Raw genomic sequence first — 23,885 nt, forward strand, 5'->3', positions numbered from 1 at the left:
CGCGCGGAAGCCCGTGTTCCGTTTCCCGGCGGTCGTACCGAGGCGGAACCGGTGGGGTCACCCCGCGGTCCCTCGCCTCAAGTGCGTCGAGGGAAGGCGCCGCGGGGGACACCCAGGTGACCGCCTAGCGCACGTACGCGGGAGACACCGCCGCGGTGCTGATGCGGCGTGGCTTTCCGGTGCCGTCGGGCGGGAGGGTCCAGAGGTCGGCTCCGTAGTCGCCGGGGAGGGCGTAGACGAGGGTGTGGTCGTCGCGCCAGACCACCTGGTCGTCGACGCTGCGGGGCTCGGCGAGCGCGGTCTCGTGCCCGGTGCGCAGATCGAGGACGTACAGATGCCAGGGGGCGTCCTTGGGAAGGCCCTTGACGCGCTTCTTGTACGCGATACGGGTGCCGTCGGGGGAGAGGGACGGGCATTCGACGTTCGTGTGCAGGGTGGTGACGGTGCGGGCGGCCAGGTCGCCGCGGACCAGGTGGGTCGTGCCGTGCGTGGCCATCGTGGCGTAGAACGTGCGGTCGTCGCCCGCGAACGTCACGCCCCAGAAGTTGACGTCGGCCGCGTGGTAGGTCCTGCCGTCCATCACCACGCGGTACTCCTCCAGGGACGACGTCAGCTTCCCCGTGCGGGTGTCGACGATCGCCGCCCGGGTCGAGAAGTTCGTCCCCGCGTACGAGTCGCCGCCCACGAACGCCGTCCAGGCCGCGTACCGTCCACTGGGCGAGACGCGGGCGCGGGACGGGATGCCGGGCACGTCGTAGCGGGCCCTCACGCGCAGACCGGCGTCGAGGATCACCGCCCGGTAGGTGTCCTGGACCGCGCCGTGCACCGCCTGGAGGCACACCCCGGTGCCCGAAGCGGCGTAGAAACGCAGGCACTTGACCTTGGACGCGGTGCGCGGGCCCGACGGGTCGGACGCCGGGACGGACGTCAGCTCGTCGCGGTGCGGGCCCCACGCCATGTTGCGGAACACCAGCCGCCGGGAGTCGGTCAGGGAGACGGGACCGGCGGTGATCCGCGGGCCGCCCGGCTGGGCCTGGTTCCGGCGCTCCGCGCGGGCCGAGGCGTGCAGCACGGAGGCCGTCGCGACGCCCGCCAGGACGACCAGGGCGCAGACCAGGACCAGGATGCGGGTTCGCAGCGTCATACCAGGCCTTCTGAGGGGGTGCGGCGGACGGGGCGCAGGCTCAGCGAGAACAGGGCGCACAGGGCGAGCGCCACGGCCGACGCCGTGAGCGCCGTACGGTCGCCCCAGGCCGTCCAGGCCGCGCCGAAGGCGAGCGAGCAGACGAAACGGGCCAGCGCCTGACCCGTCTGGACCAGGGCGAGCCCGGACGACCGCAGTTCCTCGGGCACGCTGTCCGAGGCGGCGGCCATGAGAACGCCGTCGGTCGCGGCGTAGAAGCCGCCGTGCAGGAACAGGACGGCGAACGGCAGGGCCGTGCCGTGCCAGGACGTGAGCAGCAGGCCGTACGCGAGGAGCAGCGCGCCGTGGCCTGCCAGGAACACCCGCCAGCGGCCGGCCCGGTCCGCGAGCCGGCCGAGCGGGACGGCCAGCAGCAGGAACGCGGCGGCCGTGCCGACGGGCAGCAGCGCGAACCAGCGGTCCGGCACCCCGAGCCTGCGCTGGAGCAGCAGGAACATGAACGAGTCGCTGACCGTGGCGAGGCCGAGCAGCAGCGCGCAGAGCGCGATACCGCGCAGCTCCGGGCGGCGCAGGAGGGCGAGCGCGGCGCGCAGGGTGGGGCGCGCAGTGGCGGGGGCGGCGGACGCGGCCGGCACAGCCGTACGCGTGGGCCGCGCGGCCGTGCCGCCCGGCACGAACAGCACCAGGACCAGGACGCCCACGACGGCGACGCAGAAGCTCACCATGAACACCGCGTCGTAGCCGTCGACGGTCGCCCGGAGGATCAGGAAGGCGACCAGCGGGCCCAGCAGGGCGCCCGCCGTGTCCATCGCGCGATGGACGCCGAAGGCGCGGCCGCGGGTCTCCGGGGTGCTCGACAGGGAGATCAGGGCGTCGCGCGGGGCGGTGCGCAGGCCCTTGCCGGTGCGGTCGGCGGCGAGGACCAGGCCGATCGGGGTCAGGGTCTGTGCCACCAGGAGCAGCGGTTTGCAGGCGGCCGAGAGGGCGTATCCGGCACCCGCCACCCACTTGTGGCGACCGCCGCCCCGGTCGGCGAGATGCCCACCGGCCAGGCGGACAAGGGCCGAGAAGCCGTTGTAGATCCCGTCGAGGAGCCCGAAACCGAGGGGGGACAGGCCGAGGCCCGCCACCAGGTACAGGGGCAGGACGGCCGTCACCATCTCCGAGGAGACGTCGGTGATCAGGCTGACCGTGCCGAGTGCCAGCACCGTGGGCGCGACCGCGGCGAGGCGCCGCCCGGCTCGTGGCCGGGCGGCGCCTTCCGCGGACGCCGCCGGAGTCTCCGGTGTACCGGCGCGGCTGTCCGCTACGTACATGTCAGGACGTCCAGATGCCCGTGATGTCCTTGGCGGAGGCCGCGTTGCCGGCGTGCGTGAGGCCGTGCATGTCCTCCAGCGTGCGCAGCAGGTCGTAGTGGTTGTAGGTCGTGGTGGACGAGGAGCCCGCGGTCACCTGCTGGCCGTACAGCACCGTCGGGATCTTGTTGCCGGCGAGCCGGTTGTCCTCGTCGAAGGTGACGACGAGCAGGCTGTTGTGGGTCTTGGCCCAGGTGGCGTAGGCGCTCAGGTTGGTGTTCAGCCAGGTGTCACCGGTGGACACCGAGCAGTCGTGCATGTCGCTGCACAGGTTCGGGGTGACGAAGGAGACCTGCGGAAGCGTCGTGTAGTCCGTCGGGAACTGGGCGAACGTCTTGGCGCTGGACGTCGGTACGTTGCTGAAGCCGAACCAGGGGTTGTGCTTGCGGGCGTAGTTCCCGCTGCTGCACGTGGTCGAACCCTGGCTGGGCAGCGTCTCGTTGTAGCTGCCCCAGGTCTTGCCCGCGGCGATCAGCTCGGAGGCCAGGTTCGCGGCGGAGGAGAACCCGGGCGTGTAGCAGCTGTCGTCCGTGATGCCCTGGGTGGAGCCGGAGAACAGGGCGAAGTAGTTGGGCTGGCTCGGGTGGGTCTCGGCGTACGACTGGGAGAGGTTGGCCCCGCCGGTCTTGAGCGAGTTGATGTACGGGGCGCTGGAGGAGCCGATCACCTGGCTGTACGCGTGGTTCTCGAAGACCACGACCACGACGTGGTCCGGGGTCGGGACGGCGGCCGCGGCGTGCGCGGGGGCCGAGCCGGCGAACCCGGTCCACAGCCCGGCCGCGGCCGCGGTGAAGGCGAGGGCGGATGCCACGACGGCACGACCGCGGATGTACACGTTTCTGCCGGACACTTCAGACCTCCGGTGGGGGGAAGGCGACGGTGGCGGTGCGGACAGAGCATGCACACGCCAACATTCCCCGCGCTCACATCCCTCAACCGGCGGGATGAAGAGTCGATGAACTGCTGCCTCCCCGTCCTTTGTACCGCCTCGCACGGCCGTCGGCACGGGGCGCCACCGGGCGTACCGGGGTTAGGCTCGGGCGGGTACGACCTTGATCGGACCAGATGTGCGGAACGGGGCCAGGTGTACGGGACGAGACCAGGTGTGCGGGACCGGACCGGGCGTACGACGTCGATCGACAGGAGGCCGGGATGACGGCGCCGGGGCGCAGGAGCAGTACCTTCACGCGGCTGCTGCGGCACGGCTTCACCGATCCGTCGGCCGCCGAGCGGCTCCTGGAGGGACCCGAACTGGCGCCCATACGATCCGACCCGGTCCTCCTGGACGCGCTGGGCGCCACCGCCGACCCGGACCTCGCGCTGCTCGGCCTCGTCCGGATCGTCGAGGCACAGGACGAGCACTCGCCCCGGCGGGAGCTCCTCGACACGCTGATCGCGGCCAAGCCGCTGCGGGACCGGCTGCTCGGTGTGCTCGGCGCCTCCGCCGCGCTCGGCGACCATCTCGCCCGGCACCCGCACGACTGGCAGGCCCTCGTCACCTACGAGGCGCGGGACCTGCATCCCGGGATCCGGGAGTTCGAACGCGGGCTGGCGCACGCGGCGGACCCCGTCTCGCTGCGCGTCGCCTACCGCCGCTGCCTGCTCTCCATCGCCGCGCGCGACGTGTGCGGCACCATCGACCTCGCCCAGACCGCCGCCGAACTCGCCGACCTCGCCACCGCGACCCTGCGCGCCGCGCTCGCCATCGCCAGGGCCGCCGCCCCCGACGACGCCGCGCTGTGCCGGCTCGCCGTCGTCGCGATGGGCAAGTGCGGGGGCCACGAGCTGAACTACGTGTCCGACGTCGACGTGATCTTCGTCGGGGAGGCCGTCGAAGGGGCCGACGAGGGCAAGGCCGTACAGGCGGCCGCCCGGCTCGCCTCGCACATGATGCGGATCTGCTCCGAGACGACCGTCGAGGGCAGCATCTGGCCGGTCGACGCCAATCTGCGCCCCGAGGGCCGCAACGGTCCCCTCGTGCGGACGCTCGCCAGTCATCTCGCCTACTACCAGCGGTGGGCCAAGACCTGGGAGTTCCAGGCGCTGCTCAAGGCCCGCCCGGTGGCCGGGGACCTGGAGCTGGGCGAGGAGTACGTCGCCACCCTGGCCCCGCTCGTGTGGCACGCCGCCGAACGGGAGAACTTCGTCGCCGACGTGCAGAAGATGCGGCGCCGGGTCGTCGAGAACATTCCGGCCGCCGAGATCGAGCGGGAGCTCAAGCTCGGTCCCGGAGGGCTCCGGGACGTCGAATTCGCCGTACAGCTCCTTCAGTTGGTGCACGGCCGGGCCGACACGTCGCTGCGCAGCGGTACGACCCTGGACGCCCTGAAGGCGCTCGCCGCGGGCGGATACGTGGGGCGCGCCGACGCCGTACAGCTCGACGACGCCTACCGCTTCCTGCGGTCGATGGAGCACCGCATACAGCTCTTCCGGCTGCGACGCACCCATCTGGTGCCGGAGGACGAGGCCGATCTGCGCCGGATCGGGCGGTCGCTCGGACTGCGCGTCGACCCGGTCAAGGAGCTGAACCGGGAGTGGAAGCGGCACGCGGCCATGGTGCGGCGGCTGCACGAGAAGCTGTTCTACCGGCCGCTGCTCGACGCCGTCGCCCAACTGGCGCCGGGCGAGACCCGGTTGAGCCCGGGAGCGGCCCGGGAACGGCTCGTCGCACTCGGGTACGCCGATCCGGCCAACGCGCGGCGCCATCTGGAGGCGCTGGCGTCCGGGGTCAGCCGTAAGGCCGCGATCCAACGGACCCTGCTCCCCGTGCTGTTGGGCTGGTTCGCGGACTCCGCCGACCCCGACGCCGGCCTGCTCAACTTCCGGAAGGTTTCGGACGCGCTCGGCAAGACCCCTTGGTATCTAAGGCTGTTGAGGGACGAGGGCGCCGCCGCCGAGAACCTCGCGCGGGTGCTCTCGGCGGGCCGGCTCGCCCCCGACCTGCTGATGCGCGCTCCGGAGGCGGTGGCCCTGCTGGGCGACGGGGAGAGCGGCGGCCTCGAACCCCGCGGCCGTGCCCTCCTGGAGCAGGAGATCCTCGCCGCGGTGCGGCGGGCCGACGGCGGCGAACAGGCCGTGACCGCCGCGCGCGGCGTGCGGCGGCGGGAGCTGTTCCGCACCGCCGCGACCGACATCGTCGCCTCCTACGGAACCGAGGAGACGCCGGCCGTCGCCGATCAGGGGGCGCTGGTCGACCTCGTCGGCGCGGCGGTGTCGGATCTGACGGCGGCGACGATCGCGGGAACCCTGCGGGCCGTGGTCCGGGACGGCTGGGGCGACACCCTGCCCACCCGGTTCGCGGTGATCGGGATGGGCCGCTTCGGGGGCCACGAGCTCGGCTACGGCTCCGACGCGGACGTGCTCTTCGTGCACGAACCCCGCGAGGGCGTCGACGAGCAGGAGGCGTCACGGGCCGCGAACGCCGTGGTGTCCGAGATGCGGCGGCTGCTCCAGCTCCCCAGCGCGGATCCGCCGCTGCTGATCGACGCGGATCTGCGCCCCGAGGGGAAGTCCGGGCCGCTGGTGCGCACGCTGAAGTCGTACGAGGCGTACTACCGGCGCTGGTCCCTGGTGTGGGAGTCGCAGGCGCTGCTGCGCGCGGAGGTCGTGGCGGGGGACGCCGATCTCGGGAGCCGGTTCATCGAGCTGGTCGATCCGCTGCGGTATCCGGCGGAGGGGCTGGGCGACGAGGCCGTACGGGAGATCCGGCGGCTGAAGGCCCGGATGGAGTCGGAGCGGATGCCGCGCGGCGCCGACCCCACCCTGCACACCAAGCTCGGGCGCGGCGGACTGTCCGACGTGGAGTGGACGGTCCAGCTGATCCAGCTCCAGCACGGCTGGGTCGAGCCGGGCCTGCGGACGACCCGGACCCGGGAGGCGCTGGCCGCCGCGTGCGCGGCGGAGCTGCTGTCCACGGAGGACGCGGCGACGCTGGACGAGGCCTGGGTCCTGGCCACGCGCGTACGGAACGCGGTGATGCTCGTACGGGGCAGGGCCGGCGACACCTTCCCCTCGGACGGGCGCGAGCTGGCCGCCGTGGGCCGCTACCTCGGGTACGACCCGGGGCACGTCGGAGACATGCTCGACGACTACCGGCGCACCACCCGGCGGGCCCGGGCCGTGGTGGACGAACTGTTCTACGGAGCGTGAGCCGCGGGCCGGACCGCGTGCCGGGCGCCCGGGCGACCGGTTCGGCAGGGGTCCCGCAGGACGCCCGGAGGTCACTGAGCGTGACGATCCCCGACGGTGGCGGCCGGCGGGGATCAGGCCCTCACCGGGCGTGGTTCAGGACCGCATCGGCAGGGCCGGGGCCCCGCGTGTCCCCGGGGCCCACTGCGGCAGCGCGTACGGCAGCGCTCCGTACCACAGGCGGGCCACCAGGAAGCCGAAGGCGAGGCAGAGCAGGCCGCCCACCGCGTCCAGCCAGAAGTGGTTGGCGGTGGCGACGATGACCACGAGGGTGGCCGCCGGGTAGAGGACGCCGAGGATGCGGGCCCAGGGGGCCGAGGCCAGCGCGAAGACGGTCAGGCCGCACCACACGGACCAGCCGATGTGCATGGAGGGCATCGCGGCGTACTGGTTGGACATGTGTTTGAGATCGCCGGAGGCCATCGAGCCCCAGGTCTCGTGCACCGTGACCGTGTCGACGAAGTTGCCGCCGGTCATCAGGCGGGGTGGCGCGAGCGGGAAGAAGTAGTAGCCGACGAGGGCCACCGCCGTGGTGGCGAAGAGCGCGAGACGGGCCGCCGCGTAGCGGCCGGGATGACAGCGGTACAGCCAGACCAGCACACTCAGCGTCACCACGAAGTGCAGGGTCGCGTAGTAGTAGTTCATCCCGATGATCAGCCAGCCGACCGAGTTCACCGCGTGGTTGACGGACTCCTCGACGGCGAGACCGAGGTGGTGCTCCGTCCGCCAGATCCAGTCCGCGTTGCGCAGCGCCTCGCGTCTCTGCTCCGGAACCGCGTTCCGGATCAGCGAGTACGTCCAGTAACTCATGGCGATGATCAGGACTTCGAACCAGAGGCGGGGGCGACGCGGGGCCCGCATCCGACGCAGGACTTTGTTACCCGCCTTCTCCTCCGCGACGGGTTGTGGAGTGGCCTTGTCCCGGCCTTCCAGTGTCGTCACGGTGTTTCACCCATAGGCACAGAGTCTGCCAGAAAAGCCTCAACCCACCGATCATCCCTCGATCGGTTCCTGGCCGCACGTTCTACGCCCGGGGGGAGTCCGAAAGCCCCCCTTGCCCTCCTGCTCAGGGACGATTCCGCTCCCCAGGCGCGGAAGCGGTCGAACCGCGCACCACCAGTTCCGGCATGAACACGAATTCGCTGTGCGGCGCGGGCGTCCCGCCGATCTCCTCCAGCAGCGTGCGCACCGCGGCCTGGCCCATCGCGGGCACCGGCTTGCGGACCGTCGTGAGCGGCGGGTCGGTGAAGGCGATCAGCGGCGAGTCGTCGAAGCCCACGACCGAGATGTCCGTGGGGACCTCCAGGCCGCGCTGGCGTGCCGCCCGTATCGCGCCGAGCGCCATCATGTCGCTGGCACAGACGATCGCCGTGCAGTCACGGTCCATGAGCGCGCTCGCGGCGGCCTGACCGCCCTCCAGCGTGTACAGCGAGTGCTGGACCAGTCGCTCCTCGACGTCGGCGGGGTTCAGGCCGAGCTGCTCCTGCATCGTGCGCACGAAGCCCTCGATCTTGCGCTGCACCGGCACGAACCGCTTGGGGCCGAGAGCGAGTCCGATGTTGGTGTGCCCGAGCGAGGCGAGGTGAGTGACCGCGAGGGCCATCGCCGCGCGGTCGTCCGGCGAGATGAACGGCGCCTGCACCTTCGGCGAGAAGCCGTCGACCAGGACGAACGGGACACCCCGGCCGCGCAGTTGCTCGTACCGCTGCATGTCGGCCGAGGTGTCGGCGTGCAGACCGGAGACGAAGATGATGCCGGCGACGCCACGGTCGACCAGCATCTCGGTCAGCTCGTCCTCGGTGGAGCCGCCCGGAGTCTGGGTCGCGAGGACGGGGGTGTAGCCCTGGCGTGTCAGGGCCTGCCCGATGACCTGCGCGAGGGCAGGGAATATCGGGTTCTCCAGCTCGGGGGTTATGAGGCCCACCAGGCCCTCGCTGCGCTGCCGCAGGCGCACCGGGCGCTCGTAGCCCAGTACGTCGAGCGCGGCCAGTACGGACTGGCGCGTGGTCGCGGCGACGCCCGGCTTCCCGTTCAGGACGCGACTGACCGTCGCCTCACTGACCCCCGCCTGGGCTGCGATGTCGGCAAGCCGTGTGGTCACAGGATTGGACTGTACCGGTCGCATCTCACCCTGCCCACCAACCAGACGCCGTGTGCGGGCGGTTGATCGGCCCGCTCCGGGCTGCTGCGTCATCGCGCTCCCTAGTGTTCTGGTCGGCTCGGTGTCCCGTGCGTGCGCCGCGCGGGAAGGGGGTGGCTCCTGCAAGGCGCTGACGGGCTGATGATCCCCGTATACGACACCCGTGGCAAGAGCTTGCAGAGTCTTGCACAGAGGCCCGGATGTCCGCTGATCGGCCTGGTAGCAGGGTTTCGGGACGGCTGCCGCGAGGTCACGGCCGCGTAACTGTCGGCAGTTCTTGCACTTTTTTGCTGCAAGGTCTTTCGCGCCGCTTACAACGCTGTTACGTTCACGTCGCCCGGCGGACGCAACGGCGCAGTCGGCAAGTCGGCAGGGGAATCGGGCGGGACCGATTCCCCGCCCACTCGGGCTTTCACCCTCAAGGAGAACTCATGCGGCGTGGCATAGCGGCCAGTGCGCTGGTGGCGTCTTTCGCCCTCGCGGCGACGGCCTGCGGCGGCAGCGGCAGTGACAGCAGCGACAAGGCCAGTGGGCCCGTCACCATCACGTGGTGGGACACGTCCAACGCCACCAATGAGGCGCCGACGTACCAGGCCTTGGTCAAGCAGTTCGAGGCCGCCAACAAGAACATCAAGGTCAAGTACGTCAACGTGCCCTTCGACCAGGCGCAGAACAAGTTCGACACGGCCGCCGGTGCCTCCGGCGCCCCGGACATCCTGCGCTCCGAGGTCGGCTGGACCCCCGCCTTCGCCAAGAAGGGCTACTTCCTGCCGCTGGACGGCACCGCCGCCCTCGCGGACCAGGCCAAGTTCAAGCCCAACCTGATCGAGCAGGCCAAGTACGACGGCAAGACCTACGGTGTGCCGCTCGTCACGGACACCCTGGCGCTCGTCTACAACAAGGCGCTGTTCAAGAAGGCCGGCATCACCGAGGCGCCCAAGACCTGGAGCGACCTGAAGAAGGACGCGTCCACCATCAAGGGCAAGACCGGCGTCGACGGCTACTGGGGCTCGACCCAGGCCTACTACGCGCAGAACTTCCTCTACGGCGAGGGCACCGACACCGTCGACGCCGCCGCGAAGAAGATCACGGTCAACTCTCCCGCCGCGAAGAAGGCGTACGGCACCTGGCTGGGCCTGTTCGCCGGCAAGGGCCTGCACAAGGCGGACACCACCGCCGACGCCTACGCCCACATCCAGGACGCGTTCGTCAACGGCAAGGTCGCCGCGATCGTCCAGGGTCCCTGGGAGATCACGAACTTCTACAAGGGTTCGGCGTTCTCGGACAAGACGAACCTCGGCATCGCCACCGTCCCGGCCGGTTCCACCGGCAAGGCGGGCGCCCCGACCGGCGGCCACAACCTCTCGGTCTACGCCGGCTCGGACAAGGCCCACCAGGCCGCGTCGCTGAAGTTCGTCAACTTCATGACCTCGGCGAAGTCCCAGGCCACCATCGCGCTGAAGAACTCCACGCTGCCGACGCGTGACGACGCCTACACCGACGCCGTCAAGGCCGACCCGGGCATCGCCGGCTACGGCACGGTCCTCTCCGCCGCCCAGCCGCGCCCGGCGCTGCCCGAGTACAGCTCGCTGTGGGGCCCGCTGGACACCGAGCTGCCCAAGATCGCTGGTGGCAAGGAGTCCCTGGACAAGGGTCTGAGCAACGTCGAGCTGGCCATCGCCAAGCTGGTGCCGGACTTCAGCAAGTGAGCCCGTGTGGCCGCCGGATCCTTCCCCGGCCCGACTTCGGTCGGGCCGGGGGGACCCCGACAGGGGAAACGGAACCGGCGGCCACCGGCTGTGTGCGCCCAACTCCTGATCTTGCAGAAGGTGTCGAACCATGACAGTCGCCATCGACCGTGCGACCGGCAAGCGCCGCGGTGACCGAGCACCGCGTCCCGGCCGGGCGCAGCGTCTCAAGCACTCGTACCAGAAGTACTGGTACGCGTACGCGATGATCGCCCCGGTCGTCGTCGTACTCGGCGGATTGGTGCTCTATCCCCTGGTACGGGGCCTCTATCTGACGTTCACGGACGCCAACAGCCTCAACTCGGCCCGCACGATCGGCGTCAACCACATCGACGCCACCTACAAGTTCATCGGCCTGGACAACTACAAGGACATCCTGTGGGGTCCGACGTCGTACGACCGCTTCTGGTCGCACTTCATCTGGACCATCGCCTGGACCGTCATCTGTGTCGCCCTGCACTACTGCATCGGCCTGGGTCTCGCGCTGCTGCTCAACCAGAAGCTGCGCGGCCGTACGTTCTACCGGCTGATCCTGGTGCTGCCGTGGGCCGTGCCGACCTTCGTCACCGTCTTCGGCTGGCGCTTCATGCTCGCCGACGGCGGCATCATCGACTCCATGCTCCACGCGGTGCACCTGCCGTCGCCGGCGTGGCTGGAGGACACCTTCTGGCAGCGCTTCGCCGCCATCATGGTCAACACCTGGTGCGGTGTGCCGTTCATGATGGTCTCGCTGCTCGGCGGACTCCAGTCCATCGACGGCACGCTGTACGAGGCCGCCGAGATGGACGGCGCGAACGCCTGGCAGCAGTTCCGCTACGTGACCCTGCCGGGCCTGCGGTCGGTCAGCTCCACCGTCGTGCTCCTCGGCATCATCTGGACCTTCAACCAGTTCGCCGTGATCTTCCTGCTGTTCGGCAACACCGCGCCGGACGCGCAGATCCTCGTCACCTGGGCCTACTACCTCGGCTTCGGACAGCAGCCGCGTGACTTCGCCCAGTCGGCGGCCTACGGCATGCTGCTGCTGGCCATCCTGATCGTCTTCACCTCCTTCTACCGGCGCTGGCTGAACCGCAATGACCAGCAGCTCGCGATCTGAGGCAGGAGTCTCCATGAGCACCACCACACTTCAGACGCCTCCGGCCGAGCAGGCTCCCGGGAACGACGAGCCGGCCCGCCCTGCGCGCAAGCGCGGTCAGCGCGGCCTCGCCGGCAGTCTTGCCTCCCACGGCATCCTGACCGTCGCCAGCCTGGTCGCGCTGTTCCCGATCGCCTGGCTCGTCTTCCTGTCGCTGGGACCGGGCGAGGACGACTACCTGCACCCCGGACGCATCTGGCACACGATGACGTTCGGCAACTACTCCTTCGTGCTCCAGCACACGAACTTCTTCGAGTGGATGAAGAGTTCGCTCATCGTGTCGCTCGGCACCACGGTCATCGGCGTGATGGTCGCCGCCACCACCGGCTACGCCGTCTCGCGCATGCGCTTCCCCGGCTACAAGAAGTTCATGTGGGTCCTGCTGGTCACCCAGATGTTCCCGATCGCCGTGCTGATCGTGCCGATGTACCAGATCCTCTCGGACCTCCAGCTCATCGACTCGTACCTCGGCCTGATCCTCGTCTACTGCTCGACGGCGGTGCCCTACAGCGCCTGGCTGCTCAAGGGCTACTTCGACACCATCCCGTTCGAGATCGACGAGGCCGGACGCGTGGACGGACTGAGCCCCTTCGGCACCTTCTTCCGGCTGATCCTGCCGCTCGCCAAGCCGGGCCTCGCGGTGGCCGCGTTCTACAACTTCATCACCGCGTTCGGTGAGGTCGCCTTCGCCTCGACGTTCATGCTGGACGACTCGAAGTACACCTTCGCCGTCGGGCTCCAGAGCTTCGTCAGCGAGCACGACGCGCAGCGCAACCTCATGGCGGCCACCGCCGTGCTGGTCGCGATACCCGTCTCCCTCTTCTTCTACCTGGTGCAGAAGAACCTGGTGACCGGACTCACCGCGGGCGGCACGAAGGGCTGATCCGCGAGGACGCCCCCAGAACGCCCGAAGACTCCCGCGCGCTCCAAGCGCGCGGGTGGCGGCCGCGGTGCCCATCCGACCCCGCCGGTACCGCGGCCGCCTCATCCTCATCCCCCCTCCCCGACGCCTCTCGCCCCGTGCTCCCGGCCTCGCGTGAGCAGGGGTCTGCCCCCACAGCCGAATTCCTCCCCACGCCCGACCGCGCTCGGACACGGGGACCCTCATCGCATCAAGGACGCCATGAGCCAGCACTCCGCCGACCAGGCCCCGAACTCCGTTCTCGCCACCGTCGCCGCGCATCGCGACTGGTGGCGCGACGCGGTGATCTACCAGGTCTATCCGCGCAGCTTCGCCGACAGCAACGGCGACGGCATGGGTGACCTGGAGGGCGTACGTTCCCGACTCCCGTACCTGCGCGACCTCGGCGTGGACGCCGTGTGGCTCAGCCCCTTCTACGCCTCGCCGCAGGCCGACGCCGGCTACGACGTGGCGGACTACCGGGCCGTCGACCCCATGTTCGGCAACCTGCTGGACGCCGACGCCCTGATCCGCGACGCCCACGGCCTGGGCCTGCGGATCATCGTCGACCTGGTCCCCAACCACTCCTCGGACCAGCACGAGTGGTTCAAGCGCGCCCTGCGCGAGGGCCCCGGCTCCTCCCTGCGCGACCGCTACCACTTCAAGCCGGGCAAGGGCGAGAACGGCGAACTGCCGCCCAACGACTGGGAGTCCATCTTCGGCGGCCCGGCCTGGACCCGGGTCACCGAGCCGGACGGCACCGCCGGCGAGTGGTACCTGCACCTCTTCGCGCCCGAGCAGCCCGACTTCAACTGGGAACACCCGGCCGTGGGCGACGAGTTCCGCTCGATCCTGCGGTTCTGGCTGGACATGGGCGTCGACGGCTTCCGTATCGACGTCGCGCACGGCATGGTCAAGGCGGCGGGCCTGCCGGACCTCGGCGACCACGACCAGCTGAAGCTGCTGGGCAACGATGTCATGCCGTTCTTCGACCAGGACGGCGTGCACGACATCTACCGGCAGTGGCGCACGATCCTCGACGAGTACTCGGGCGAGCGCATCTTCGTCGCGGAGGCGTGGACGCCGACGATCGAGCGCACCGCCAACTACGTGCGTCCCGACGAGCTGCACCAGGCCTTCAACTTCCAGTACCTGGGCACCCATTGGGACGCGGCCGAACTGCGCTCGGTGATCGACCGCACACTCGACGCGATGCGCCCGGTCGGCGCCCCCTCCACCTGGGTGCTGTCCAACCACGACGTGACCCGGCACGCCACCCGGTTCGCCAACGAGCCCGGCCTCGGCACCCAGATCCGCACCGCGGGCGACCGCGCGCTCGGTCTGCGCCGGGCCCGCGCGGCGAGCCTGCTGATGCTGGCCCTGCCCGGCTCGGCCTACGTCTACCAGGGCGAGGAGCTCGGCCTGCCCGACGTCGTCGACCTGCCGGACGAGGTGCGCCAGGACCCCGCCTTCTTCCGGGGCGCGGGACAGGACGGCTTCCGCGACGGCTGCCGGGTGCCGATCCCGTGGACCCGCGCCGGCTCGTCGTACGGCTTCGGTGACGGGGGCAGCTGGCTGCCGCAGCCCGCCGAGTGGGCCGAGCTGAGCGTCGAGGCGCAGACCGGCGTGGAGGGGTCCACGCTGGAGCTGTACCGCGAGGCGCTCGCGGTCCGGCGCGGGCGCGGAGACCTCGGCGCGGGCGACACCGTCACCTGGCTGACGGCCCCGGAGGGCGTTCTCGCCTTCCGGCGCGGCGAGTTCGTGTGCACCGCGAACACCGGGAGCGAGGCCGTGACCGTCCCCGCCCACGGCCGGGTGCTCGTCGCCAGCGGCGAGGTGACCCTGTCGCGGGACGGCGAGGCGAAGCTGCCCGCCGACACGACCGTGTGGTGGGCGGTCTGACCCACACGTGAGCGGTGCTCCGGTCCTGACCACCGGAGTACCGCTCGCCTGCCGGGCGTCCCGGCCTTGGCGTGAGCGGTGCTCCGGTCCTGACCGCCGGAGCACCCTTCACCTGATGGCCGGCCCGACCCGTACGAGAGCGGTGCTCCGGGACCTGACGGCCGGAGCACCGCTTCCGTGTGCGGCCCCTTACTTCCAGGTGTCGCTGACCGAGTACCCGGCGCCCGAGCCGGTGGTGTAGGCGCGGTTGTCCCCGGACTCCCAGGTCACCGTGCCCGACGCGTCCTTCTTGATGTACTTGTAGGTGAACGACGTCGACCTGGGCACGATCACCAGCCGGCCCCAGTAGGGGTACGACGCCGAGGACAGCGGGATCGCGTCGGCGGTGTTCCAGGAGCCGAGCGAGGGGACCGATCCGACGACGTACACGTTGGTGCCGTAGACGGTGGTCGCGTTCACTCCGAAGGTCAGGTCCGTCGCGTCGGCGTCGGCCACGTTCCAGGAGTTGTCGGCCGCGACGGCCGCCGTACCGGTGGTGAGGGTCCGGTTGGCGTTGGACTCCCAGGTGACGTTCCCCGAGGAGTCCTTCTTGAGGTACTTGTACGTGATCGTGCTGTTCGCCGGCACCGAGACGTCCGTCTTCCAGACCGGATAGCCGGACGAGGACAGTTTCACCGCGCTCGCCGTGTTCCAGCCGCCCAGCGCGGCCACCGATCCGACCACGTACACGTTCGTTCCGGAGCCGGTCGACGCGTACTCGCCGAACGTGGCCGTGACCGTGCTCGGATCGGTGCCGCCACCGCCACCGCCGCCACCGCAGTTGACGGTGCAGACGTAGGCCGGGTCGTAGAACGCGACGGCGCCCTTGGCGGGCACGGTCAGCGAGGCCTTGCCGCCGGTGACCGTGACGGAGGTGGCTCCACCGTCGATCACGTTCGGGTAGGTGCCGTCGGCGAGACCGGTCGTGTACGTGTACGTGCTGGCGCCCGAGCTGTTGTTGATGGCCACGAACCCGGCGCCGCCCCGGCCGAAGCCGATCACATTGGACGCGGGGGACTGCCAGTTGGCCACGGAGTACCCGGCGGCCGCGTTGTGCCAGCCGATCATGCCGGAGACCGCGGTGTCACGGTCCAGGCAGTACCAGCCGGAGGCGCAGTCGGTGTCGGTGACGAAGCCGCCGCCCGAGTTCGGCGGGGCCTGGTCGCTCTGGCTGAACGTCCAGCCGGAGTACACGGACGGCCTGCCGTAACCGCGCGCCAGCTGGAAGACGTTGGCGAGCACGGCGGTGGCGCCGTCCTTGTAGCTGAGCGAGTAGCCGTTGCGCTCGGTGTCGTGGTTGGTGACGAACGTGTTGGAGTTCGCCTCGGCCGAAAGACCCCAACTGCTTCCGAAACTGGACAGGTTGGCGATGTCGCCCTGGAACTGGGACTTGATCTGCGAGGCGAAGGTGAAGTCGAGGACGTCACCGGTGCCGTAGTACTCGTCGGTCGAGGGCGGGGTGCCGGGATAGACCTCCTGGGTGATGTACGGCGCCGAGCCCGAGGTCGTGGTGTGCAGTCCGCCGACGATGGCGCTCAGGTCGGCGGCCTCGATGTGCTTGGCCGCGTCGATCCGGAACCCGTCGACGCCCAGGTCGATCTGCGCGTTGAGGAAACCGGTGATCTTCGAGCGGACGTTGCTCTCGGCGGTGTCCAGGTCGGGCAGGCCGAGCAGTTCGCAGTGCTGGACCTGGTAGCGGTTGGTCCAGTCGGTGATCGTCGTGGTGCAGTCGTCGCTGTCGGCCGGGTCGTAGTCCGGGGTGTCGTACTTGTTGGTGATGACCGTTCCGTTGTAGCCGGTGCCGGTCTGCGCGGCGGTGTGGTTGATCACCGCGTCCGTGTAGACCTTGATACCGGCCGCGTGACACGTGTCGACCATGGCCTTGAAGCCCGCCGCAGTGCCGAAGCGGCTGTTCAGGTTGTAGGAGTAGGGCTGATAGACGTCCCACCAGTAGTAGTTGGACTGCTTCAGGGACTCGGCGGGCGGGGCCACCTGGACCGCTCCGTATCCGGCCGGGTCGAGGACGTTGGTGCACTCGGACGCGACCGACTTCCAGTTCCATTCCCACAGGTTGGCGATCACATCGCCGTTGGGGACACCGGTGTCCGTCGCCGCCGCTGCCTGCTGGGCGGGCAGCGCGGCCAGTCCGCCGAGCGCCAGCGCGACGGTCACCAGCAGCCGGGAAACCCTTCTTCGTCGTAAAGCCATCGGGGGTGCGGCTCCTCTCCGGATCCGGTCGGCACGTCCGCGGGGCGCGGTGAGCCGACCCGTGTGGAGCGTGGGACCGCTGAAGGGGGCGCGTCAATAAGCGAGTTGGAAGTTCTTTCGACATCTTGCTGAAACTTGACTGCAAGCGGTACGTTCCGATCCCCCCACCCGCACGACGAAGTGCAGGAGTACCCACACATGGCAAGGAAAACGCTTGCCGCCTCGTTCGCCCTCGTGGCGGGCCTGGCGGTCTCGGTGACCGTTCCCCCCGGTACGGCGGCGGCCTCGCCGCCCGGCACCAAGGACGTCACCGCCGTCCTGTTCGAGTGGAAATTCGACTCGGTCGCCAAGGAATGCACCAACACGCTGGGCCCCGCCGGATACGGCTACGTCCAGGTGTCCCCGCCCGCCGAGCACATACAGGGCTCGCAGTGGTGGACGTCGTACCAGCCCGTGAGCTACAGGATCGCCGGCCGGCTCGGCGACGCCACCTCCTTCAAGAACATGGTCACCACCTGCCACGCGGCCGGTGTGAAGGTCGTGACGGACACCGTCATCAACCACATGTCCGCCGGATCCGGGACCGGCACCGGCGGCTCTTCGTACACGAAGTACAACTACCCGGGCCTCTACTCGTCCGCCGACATGGACGACTGCACGGCCACCGTCAGCGACTACACCAACCGCGCCAACGTCCAGAACTGCGAACTCGTCGGTCTCGCCGACCTGGACACCGGCGAGGAGTACGTCCGGTCGACCATCGCCGGCTACATGAACACCCTGCTCGGCTACGGCGTCGACGGGTTCCGCATCGACGCCGCCAAGCACATCCCGGCGGCCGACCTCGCCAACATCAAGTCCCGGCTGAGCAATCCGTCCGTCTACTGGAAGCAGGAGGTCATCTACGGCTCGGGCGAGGCCGTCCAGCCCACCGAGTACACCGGCAACGGCGACGTCCAGGAGTTCCGCTACGCCTACGACCTCAAGCGGGTCTTCAACAACGAGAACCTCGCCTACCTGAAGAACTACGGCGAGGGCTGGGGCTACATGAGCAGCTCGGTCGCGGCCGTCTTCGTCGACAACCACGACACCGAGCGCAACGGCTCGACGCTCAACTACAAGGACGGGGCGAACTACACCCTCGCCAACGTCTTCATGCTCGCCTACCCCTACGGCGCCCCCGACATCAACTCCGGCTACGAGTGGTCCGACGTGGACGCCGGACCGCCCAACGGCGGTACCGTCAACGCCTGTTGGCAGGACGGGTGGAAGTGCCAGCACGCCTGGCCGGAGATCAAGTCGATGGTCGCCTTCCGCAACACCACCCGCGGGCAGGCCCTCAGCGACTGGTGGGACAACGGCGGTGACGCCATCGCCTTCGGCCGTGGCAGCCAGGGCTTCGTGGCCATCAACCACGAGACGTCCTCGCTGAGCCGGACGTACAGCACCTCGCTCGCCGCGGGGACCTACTGCAACGTCCAGAACAACACCAGTGTCACGGTGAACAGTTCAGGCCAGTTCACGGCGACGCTGGGTGCCAACACGGCCCTTGCCATCTACGCGGGCAAGTCCAGCTGCTGAAAAGTCTTTCCGCACGTTGCAAGACTCTTGCTGTAAACCTTGCGTGAGCGATACGGTCACGCGGGCGTTCGGCATCGTGGCCGAAACGCTGCGCGGGGTCGGACCCGAGTACGCCGTAATCGCTAGGAGTTCACAGCTGTGGACCTGATACCGAGAGGGGCGGCGAGCCGCATCGGCCGCCCCAGGCTGCGCGCAGCCGTCCTCGCCGCCGCACTGGCCGTATCGCTTGCGCAACCCATCGCGGCGCGGGCCCAGACCCCGCCCGCACCCCCGTCGGACGCGAAGCTCGCCGCCGAGCCGACGCGACACGACTCCACCCGTGACCAGTTCTACTTCGTCATGCCGGACCGCTTCGCCAACGGCGACACGTCCAACGACGAGGGCGGACTGACCGGTTCCCGCCTGTCGACCGGCTACGACCCCACCGACAAGGGCTTCTACCAGGGCGGCGACCTCAAGGGCCTGACGAAGCGGCTCGACTACATCAAGGGCCTCGGCACCACCGCCATCTGGATGGCGCCGATCTTCAAGAACCAGCCCGTCCAGGGCACCGGCAAGGACGCCTCGGCCGGCTACCACGGCTACTGGATCACGGACTTCACCAAGGTCGACCCGCATTTCGGCACCAACAAGGACCTGTCGACCCTGATCTCCAAGGCCCACGCCAAGGGTATGAAGGTCTTCTTCGACGTCATCACCAACCACACGGCCGATGTCGTCGACTACAAGGAACAGTCCTACAACTACCTCTCCAAGGGCGCCTTCCCGTATCTCACCAAGGACGGGAAGCCCTTCGACGACGCGGACGGCACCAAGAAGTTCCCCTCGGTCGGCACCGGCTCCTTCCCCCGGACGCCGACGGTTCCCGCCGCGAAGAAGAACGCCAAGGTCCCGTCGTGGCTCAACGACACGACGATGTACTCCAACCGCGGCGACTCCACCTACGCCGGTGAGTCCACCACGTACGGCGACTTCTCCGGCCTCGACGACCTGTGGACCGAGCGTCCCGAGGTCGTCAGCGGCATGGAGAAGATCTACGAGCGGTGGGTGAAGGACTTCGGCATCGACGGCTTCCGGATCGACACCGTGAAGCACGTGAACATGGAGTTCTGGACGCAGTGGGCGACCGCCCTCGACGCGTACGCCGCCAAGCACGGGCGCAGGAACTTCTTCATGTTCGGCGAGGTCTACTCCGCCGACACGTCGATCACCTCCCCGTACGTCACGCAGGGCCGCCTCGACGCCACCCTCGACTTCCCCTTCCAGGACGCGGCCCGCACGTACGCCTCGCAGGGCGGCAGCGCGCAGAAGCTCGCGTCCCTCTTCGCGGACGACTACAAGTACACGACCGACAAGGCCAACGCCTACGAGCAGGTCACCTTCCTCGGCAACCACGACATGGGCCGCATCGGGTACTTCCTGAACCAGGACAACCCCAAGGCGACCGACGCGCAGTTGCTGAAGAAGGACAAGCTGGCGAACGAGCTGATGTTCCTCAGCCGCGGCAACCCCGTCGTCTACTACGGCGACGAGCAGGGCTTCACCGGCTCCGGCGGTGACAAGGACGCCCGTCAGACGATGTTCGCCTCCAAGGTCGCCGACTACCTCGACGACGACGAGATCGGCACCGACCGTACGCACGCGAGCGACGCGTACGACACGAGCGCACCGCTCTACACCGAGATCAGCGCTCTCTCCAAGCTCCGCAAGGACAACCCGGCCCTCGCCGACGGAGTCCAGACCGAGCGGTACGCCGCCGACGGCGCCGGTGTGTACGCCTTCTCCCGCACGGACGCGAAGACCGGCACCGAGTACGTCGTCGCCGTGAACAACGCCGACGACGCGAAGTCGGCCACGTTCGCGACGGGGTCGGCGAACATGGACTTCCGCGCCGTATACGGAACGTCGGCCTCGGTGAAGAGCGACGCGGACAAGAAGGTCACCGTCACCGTCCCGGCCGGTTCCGCGATCGTCCTGAAGGCCGCCGGCCGGCTCGACGCTCCCGCGGCCAAGCCGACGCTCACGCTGAAGGCCCCCGACGCGGGCGCCACCGGCACCGTCGAACTGTCGGCGGACGTCACCGGCGGACAGCTCGACCGGGTCGTCTTCGCCGCCCAGACCGGCAGCGGCGCCTGGCGCACGCTCGGCTCCGCCGACCACGCCCCGTACAAGGTCACCCAGGCCATCGGCAAGGACGTACCGGCCGGAACCGCCCTGCGCTACAAGGCCGTCGTCATCGACTCGGCCGGTCACACGGCGAGCGCGACGGCGGAGTCAACCACCGGCACCGTGCCCGCCGCGGAGATCCCGGCCGCCTCCTCGCGCGACTACGCGGTCGTCCACTACAAGCGGACCGACGGCGACTACACCGACTGGCGCCTGTACGCCTGGGGCGACATCGCCGACGGCGAGTCCACCACCTGGCCGGCCGGACACGACTTCGTCGGCCGGGACGCCTACGGCGCCTTCGCCTACGTGAAGCTGAAGCCCGGAGCCTCCAGCGTGGGCTTCCTGGTCATCGACAAGGACGGCAACAAGGACGTCGCGAGCGACCGCACGATCGACGTCACCAAGACCGGCGAGGTCTGGGTCGAGCAGGGCAAGGACACCGTCCTCACCGAACAGCCCGACCTGCCCGCCCAGGACAAGACCAAGGCCGTCATCCACTACCACCGCGCCGACGGCGACTACGCCGGCTGGGGTCTGCACGTGTGGACCGGGGCCGCGACGCCCACGGACTGGACGAAGCCCCTGGAGCCGGTGCGGACCGACGCCTACGGCGCCGTCTACGAGGTGCCGCTCGCCGAGGGCGCGACCAGCCTCAGCTACATCCTCCACAAGGGTGACGACAAGGACCTGCCCACCGACCAGTCGCTGGACCTCACGGCGAACGGCCACGAGGTGTGGCTGCTGGACGGCCAGGAGAAGTACCTCCTGCCGCAGCCCGCGGGCAGCGCCGCCGCGCTCGACCTGACCACCTCCAAGGCGGTCTGGATCGACCGGGACACGGTCGCCTGGAACGGCTCCGACGCCGCCGTCTCCACCCAGCTCCTCTCCTCCCACGACGGCTCCATCGCCGTCAAGGACGGCGGTCTGACCAGCGACGACGAGCGCTGGCTGCGGCTGGAGAAGACCACCCTCACCGACGCCCAGAAGGCCAAGTTCCCCTATCTGAAGACGTACACCGCCTGGTCCGTCGACCCGCGCGACCGCGCCCGGGTGCGCTCGGCGCTCGGCGGCCAGCTCGTCGCCTCGCAACGCGCCGCGAACGGCGCCGTGCTGGCGGCGACCGGCGTGCAGATCGCCGGCGTCCTCGACGACCTGTACCCCGCGACGAAGGCGCACCTCGGGCCGGTCTTCCACCACGGCGTTCCCACCCTGTCCGTGTGGGCCCCGACCGCCCAGTCGGTGCACCTCGACCTCGACGGCTCCACCGTCGCCATGCGGCGCGACGACGCCACCGGCGTCTGGTCCGTGACCGGCAGGAAGTCCTGGACGAACAAGCCCTACCGCTACGTCGTCAAGGTGTGGGCGCCGACCGTCCGGAAGATCGTCACCAACAAGGTGACCGACCCGTACTCGGTGGCCCTGACCGCCGACTCGGAGCGCAGCCTGGTCGTCGACCTGGACGCCAAGTCCCTCGCCCCGTCCGGCTGGTCGGCGCTCAAGAAGCCCAAGGCCGTACCGCTGCGCGACGCGCAGATCCAGGAACTGCACATCCGGGACTTCTCGGTGGCGGACACGACCGTCCCCGCGAAGGACCAGGGCACCTACCTCGCCTTCACCGACAAGAACAGCGACGGCTCGAAGCACCTGAGGAAGCTGGCCGCGTCCGGCACCTCGTACGTGCACCTGCTGCCCGCGTTCGACATCGCCACCATCCCCGAGAAGAAGGCCGACCAGCAGAGCACCGACTGCGATCTCGCCTCCTACGCCGCCGACTCCCAGAAGCAGCAGGAGTGCGTGGCGAAGACCGCCGCCAAGGACGCCTACAACTGGGGCTACGACCCGTACCACTACACGGTTCCCGAGGGGTCCTACGCCACCGACCCCGACGGCACCGGGCGCACGGTCGAGTTCCGCAAGATGGTCAAGTCCCTGAACCAGGACGGCCTTCGGGTCGTCATGGACGTGGTCTACAACCACACCGCCGCGAGCGGCCAGGCCGACACCAGCGTCCTCGACAAGGTCGTCCCCGGCTACTACCAGCGGCTCCTCGCCGACGGCAGCGTCGCCAACTCCACCTGCTGCTCCAACACGGCCACCGAGAACGCCATGATGGGCAAGCTGGTGGTCGACTCGATCGTCACCTGGGCCAAGGAGTACAAGGTCGACGGCTTCCGCTTCGACCTCATGGGACACCAGCCCAAGGCCAACATCCTCGCGGTCAGGAAGGCCCTCGACGGGCTGACCCCCGCGAAGGACGGCGTCGACGGCAAGAAGATCATCCTGTACGGCGAGGGCTGGAACTTCGGTGAGGTCGCCGACGACGCCCGGTTCGTCCAGGCCACCCAGAAGAACATGGCGGGGACGGGGATCGCGACCTTCTCCGACCGCGCCCGCGACGCCGTCCGCGGCGGCAGCCCCTTCGACTCCGACCCCGGCGTCCAGGGCTTCGCCTCGGGCCTGTACACCGACCCCAACTCCTCGACCGCCAACGGCACTCCGGCCGAGCAGAAGGCCCGGCTGCTGCACTACCAGGACCTCATCGAGGTCGGCCTGAGCGGCAACCTGGCCGCGTTCCACTTCACCGACTCCGCCGGCAAGGAGGTCAAGGGCTCCGAGGTCGACTACAACGGCCAGCCCGCCGGTTACGCGGCCGCGCCGGGTGACGCGCTCGCCTACGCCGACGCGCACGACAACGAGTCCCTGTACGACGCGCTGACGTACAAGCTGCCCGCGACGACGAGCGCCGCCGACCGGGCCCGGATGCAGGTCCTGGCGATGGCGACGGCCACCCTCTCGCAGGGGCCGTCCCTCTCCCAGGCCGGCTCCGACCTGCTGCGCTCCAAGTCCCTCGACCGCAACTCCTTCGACAGCGGTGACTGGTTCAACGCCATCCACTGGAACTGCCAGGACGGCAACGGCTTCGGGCGCGGGCTGCCCCCGGCCGCCGACAACGCCGCCAAGTGGCCTTACGCCACACCGCTGTTGACCTCGGTCAAGGTGGGCTGCGCCCAGATCGACGGCACTTCGGCCGCCTTCCAGGACCTACAGCGGATCCGTTCGACCGAGAAGGTCTTCTCGCTCTCCACGGCCGATCAGGTGCAGTCGAAGCTCTCCTTCCCGCTGTCCGGGAAGGACGAGACCCCCGGGGTGATCACCCTGCGCCTCGGCGATCTCGTGATCGTCCTCAACGCGACCCCCGACAAGCAGGAGCAGACCGTCGGCTCCCTGGCCGGGACGGGATACACGCTGCACCCGGTGCAGGCGGCGGGCGCGGACCCGGTCGTCAAGTCCTCGTCCTACGCGGAGGGAACGGGCACCTTCGCCGTTCCGGGCCGCACGGTCGCGGTCTTCACCCGGACGCCGTGACAGCTGGCT

13 protein-coding genes are annotated in these 23,885 nt (G+C 69.6%); 7 read left to right on the plus strand and 6 right to left on the minus strand.

Annotation, left to right across the window (positions count from 1 at the left end; all coding sequences use genetic code 11):
- Positions 1-124: 124 nt before the first annotated feature.
- From ACZ6KY_RS00210 to ACZ6KY_RS00220, 3 genes are read right to left on the minus strand one after another with little or no spacing between them, the layout of a single operon-like run.
- Entirely contained in the window at positions 125-1,144 is a 1,020-nt protein-coding gene (locus tag ACZ6KY_RS00210) for a TolB family protein (protein ID WP_469308040.1), read from the minus strand.
- Positions 1,141-2,460 (minus strand): MFS transporter, encoded by a 1,320-nt coding sequence (locus ACZ6KY_RS00215; protein ID WP_469308041.1) that lies wholly within the window; start codon positions 2,458-2,460, stop codon positions 1,141-1,143. The genes ACZ6KY_RS00210 and ACZ6KY_RS00215 overlap by 4 nt, the downstream gene beginning before the upstream one ends.
- 1 nt (position 2,461) lies before the next feature.
- Positions 2,462-3,349, minus strand: a complete 888-nt coding sequence (locus ACZ6KY_RS00220; protein ID WP_469308042.1) for an alkaline phosphatase family protein — start codon at positions 3,347-3,349, stop codon at positions 2,462-2,464.
- Between the two features lie 302 nt (positions 3,350-3,651).
- Here ACZ6KY_RS00220 and ACZ6KY_RS00225 point away from each other — a divergent pair, with 302 nt between their 5' ends.
- The gene (locus tag ACZ6KY_RS00225; protein WP_469308043.1) at positions 3,652-6,648 is read left to right on the plus strand and encodes a bifunctional [glutamine synthetase] adenylyltransferase/[glutamine synthetase]-adenylyl-L-tyrosine phosphorylase; all 2,997 of its coding nucleotides are present in this window, start codon (positions 3,652-3,654) and stop codon (positions 6,646-6,648) included.
- A 135-nt stretch (positions 6,649-6,783) separates the two neighbouring features.
- Here the strand turns inward: ACZ6KY_RS00225 and ACZ6KY_RS00230 are convergent, their stop codons facing one another.
- Positions 6,784-7,629 carry a phosphatase PAP2 family protein gene (locus tag ACZ6KY_RS00230; RefSeq protein WP_469308044.1) on the minus strand — a complete coding sequence of 282 codons (846 nt, stop codon included), beginning with the start codon at positions 7,627-7,629 and terminating at the stop codon, positions 6,784-6,786.
- A 124-nt stretch (positions 7,630-7,753) separates the two neighbouring features.
- Positions 7,754-8,788 (minus strand): LacI family DNA-binding transcriptional regulator, encoded by a 1,035-nt coding sequence (locus ACZ6KY_RS00235; RefSeq protein ID WP_469308045.1) that lies wholly within the window; start codon positions 8,786-8,788, stop codon positions 7,754-7,756.
- Between the two features lie 470 nt (positions 8,789-9,258).
- On the opposite strand from ACZ6KY_RS00235, the gene ACZ6KY_RS00240 reads away from it, so the two are divergent.
- The 4 genes from ACZ6KY_RS00240 to ACZ6KY_RS00255 all read left to right on the plus strand — a co-directional run bounded on the left by ACZ6KY_RS00240 (position 9,259) and on the right by ACZ6KY_RS00255 (position 14,513).
- The gene (locus ACZ6KY_RS00240; protein WP_469308046.1) at positions 9,259-10,536 is read left to right on the plus strand and encodes an extracellular solute-binding protein; all 1,278 of its coding nucleotides are present in this window, start codon (positions 9,259-9,261) and stop codon (positions 10,534-10,536) included.
- Between the two features lie 130 nt (positions 10,537-10,666).
- Complete coding sequence (locus ACZ6KY_RS00245) at positions 10,667-11,671, plus strand: carbohydrate ABC transporter permease (protein ID WP_469308047.1); 1,005 nt, start codon at positions 10,667-10,669, stop codon at positions 11,669-11,671.
- 13 nt (positions 11,672-11,684) lie between these two features.
- Complete coding sequence (locus ACZ6KY_RS00250; RefSeq protein WP_469308048.1) at positions 11,685-12,593, plus strand: sugar ABC transporter permease; 909 nt, start codon at positions 11,685-11,687, stop codon at positions 12,591-12,593.
- A gap of 240 nt (positions 12,594-12,833) precedes the next feature.
- Positions 12,834-14,513 carry a glycoside hydrolase family 13 protein gene (locus ACZ6KY_RS00255; RefSeq protein WP_469308049.1) on the plus strand — a complete coding sequence of 560 codons (1,680 nt, stop codon included), beginning with the start codon at positions 12,834-12,836 and terminating at the stop codon, positions 14,511-14,513.
- Positions 14,514-14,702: 189 nt separating this feature from the next.
- Here the strand turns inward: ACZ6KY_RS00255 and ACZ6KY_RS00260 are convergent, their stop codons facing one another.
- Positions 14,703-16,760: a carbohydrate-binding module family 20 domain-containing protein gene (locus ACZ6KY_RS00260; RefSeq protein WP_469308050.1), complete on the minus strand. Its 2,058-nt coding sequence runs from the start codon at positions 16,758-16,760 to the stop codon at positions 14,703-14,705.
- A 198-nt stretch (positions 16,761-16,958) separates the two neighbouring features.
- Between ACZ6KY_RS00260 and ACZ6KY_RS00265 the strand changes: the two genes are divergently transcribed.
- Together ACZ6KY_RS00265 and pulA are read left to right on the plus strand one after the other, a co-directional pair.
- A complete protein-coding gene (locus ACZ6KY_RS00265; RefSeq protein WP_469308051.1) occupies positions 16,959-18,341 on the plus strand; it encodes an alpha-amylase in 1,383 nt (460 codons plus the stop codon).
- 144 nt (positions 18,342-18,485) lie between these two features.
- Positions 18,486-23,876, plus strand: a complete 5,391-nt coding sequence (gene pulA, locus ACZ6KY_RS00270) for a pullulanase-type alpha-1,6-glucosidase (RefSeq protein ID WP_469308478.1) — start codon at positions 18,486-18,488, stop codon at positions 23,874-23,876.
- Positions 23,877-23,885 lie beyond the last annotated feature (9 nt).

This window comes from Streptomyces sp. NPDC042002, from assembly GCF_055588305.1.

Excerpts from the sequence above, each read along its gene's own strand:
- ACZ6KY_RS00240 (WP_469308046.1), top strand. The coding sequence starts at position 9,259 with ATGCGGCGTGGCATAGCGGCCAGTGCGCTGGTGGCGTCTTTCGCCCTC.
- ACZ6KY_RS00250 (WP_469308048.1), top strand. The coding sequence starts at position 11,685 with ATGAGCACCACCACACTTCAGACGCCTCCGGCCGAGCAGGCTCCCGGG.
- ACZ6KY_RS00265 (WP_469308051.1), top strand. The coding sequence starts at position 16,959 with ATGGCAAGGAAAACGCTTGCCGCCTCGTTCGCCCTCGTGGCGGGCCTG.
- ACZ6KY_RS00245 (WP_469308047.1), top strand. The coding sequence starts at position 10,667 with ATGACAGTCGCCATCGACCGTGCGACCGGCAAGCGCCGCGGTGACCGA.
- ACZ6KY_RS00210 (WP_469308040.1), bottom strand. The coding sequence starts at position 1,144 with ATGACGCTGCGAACCCGCATCCTGGTCCTGGTCTGCGCCCTGGTCGTC.
- ACZ6KY_RS00255 (WP_469308049.1), top strand. The coding sequence starts at position 12,834 with ATGAGCCAGCACTCCGCCGACCAGGCCCCGAACTCCGTTCTCGCCACC.
- ACZ6KY_RS00215 (WP_469308041.1), bottom strand. The coding sequence starts at position 2,460 with ATGTACGTAGCGGACAGCCGCGCCGGTACACCGGAGACTCCGGCGGCG.
- ACZ6KY_RS00225 (WP_469308043.1), top strand. The coding sequence starts at position 3,652 with ATGACGGCGCCGGGGCGCAGGAGCAGTACCTTCACGCGGCTGCTGCGG.
- ACZ6KY_RS00260 (WP_469308050.1), bottom strand. The coding sequence starts at position 16,760 with ATGGCTTTACGACGAAGAAGGGTTTCCCGGCTGCTGGTGACCGTCGCG.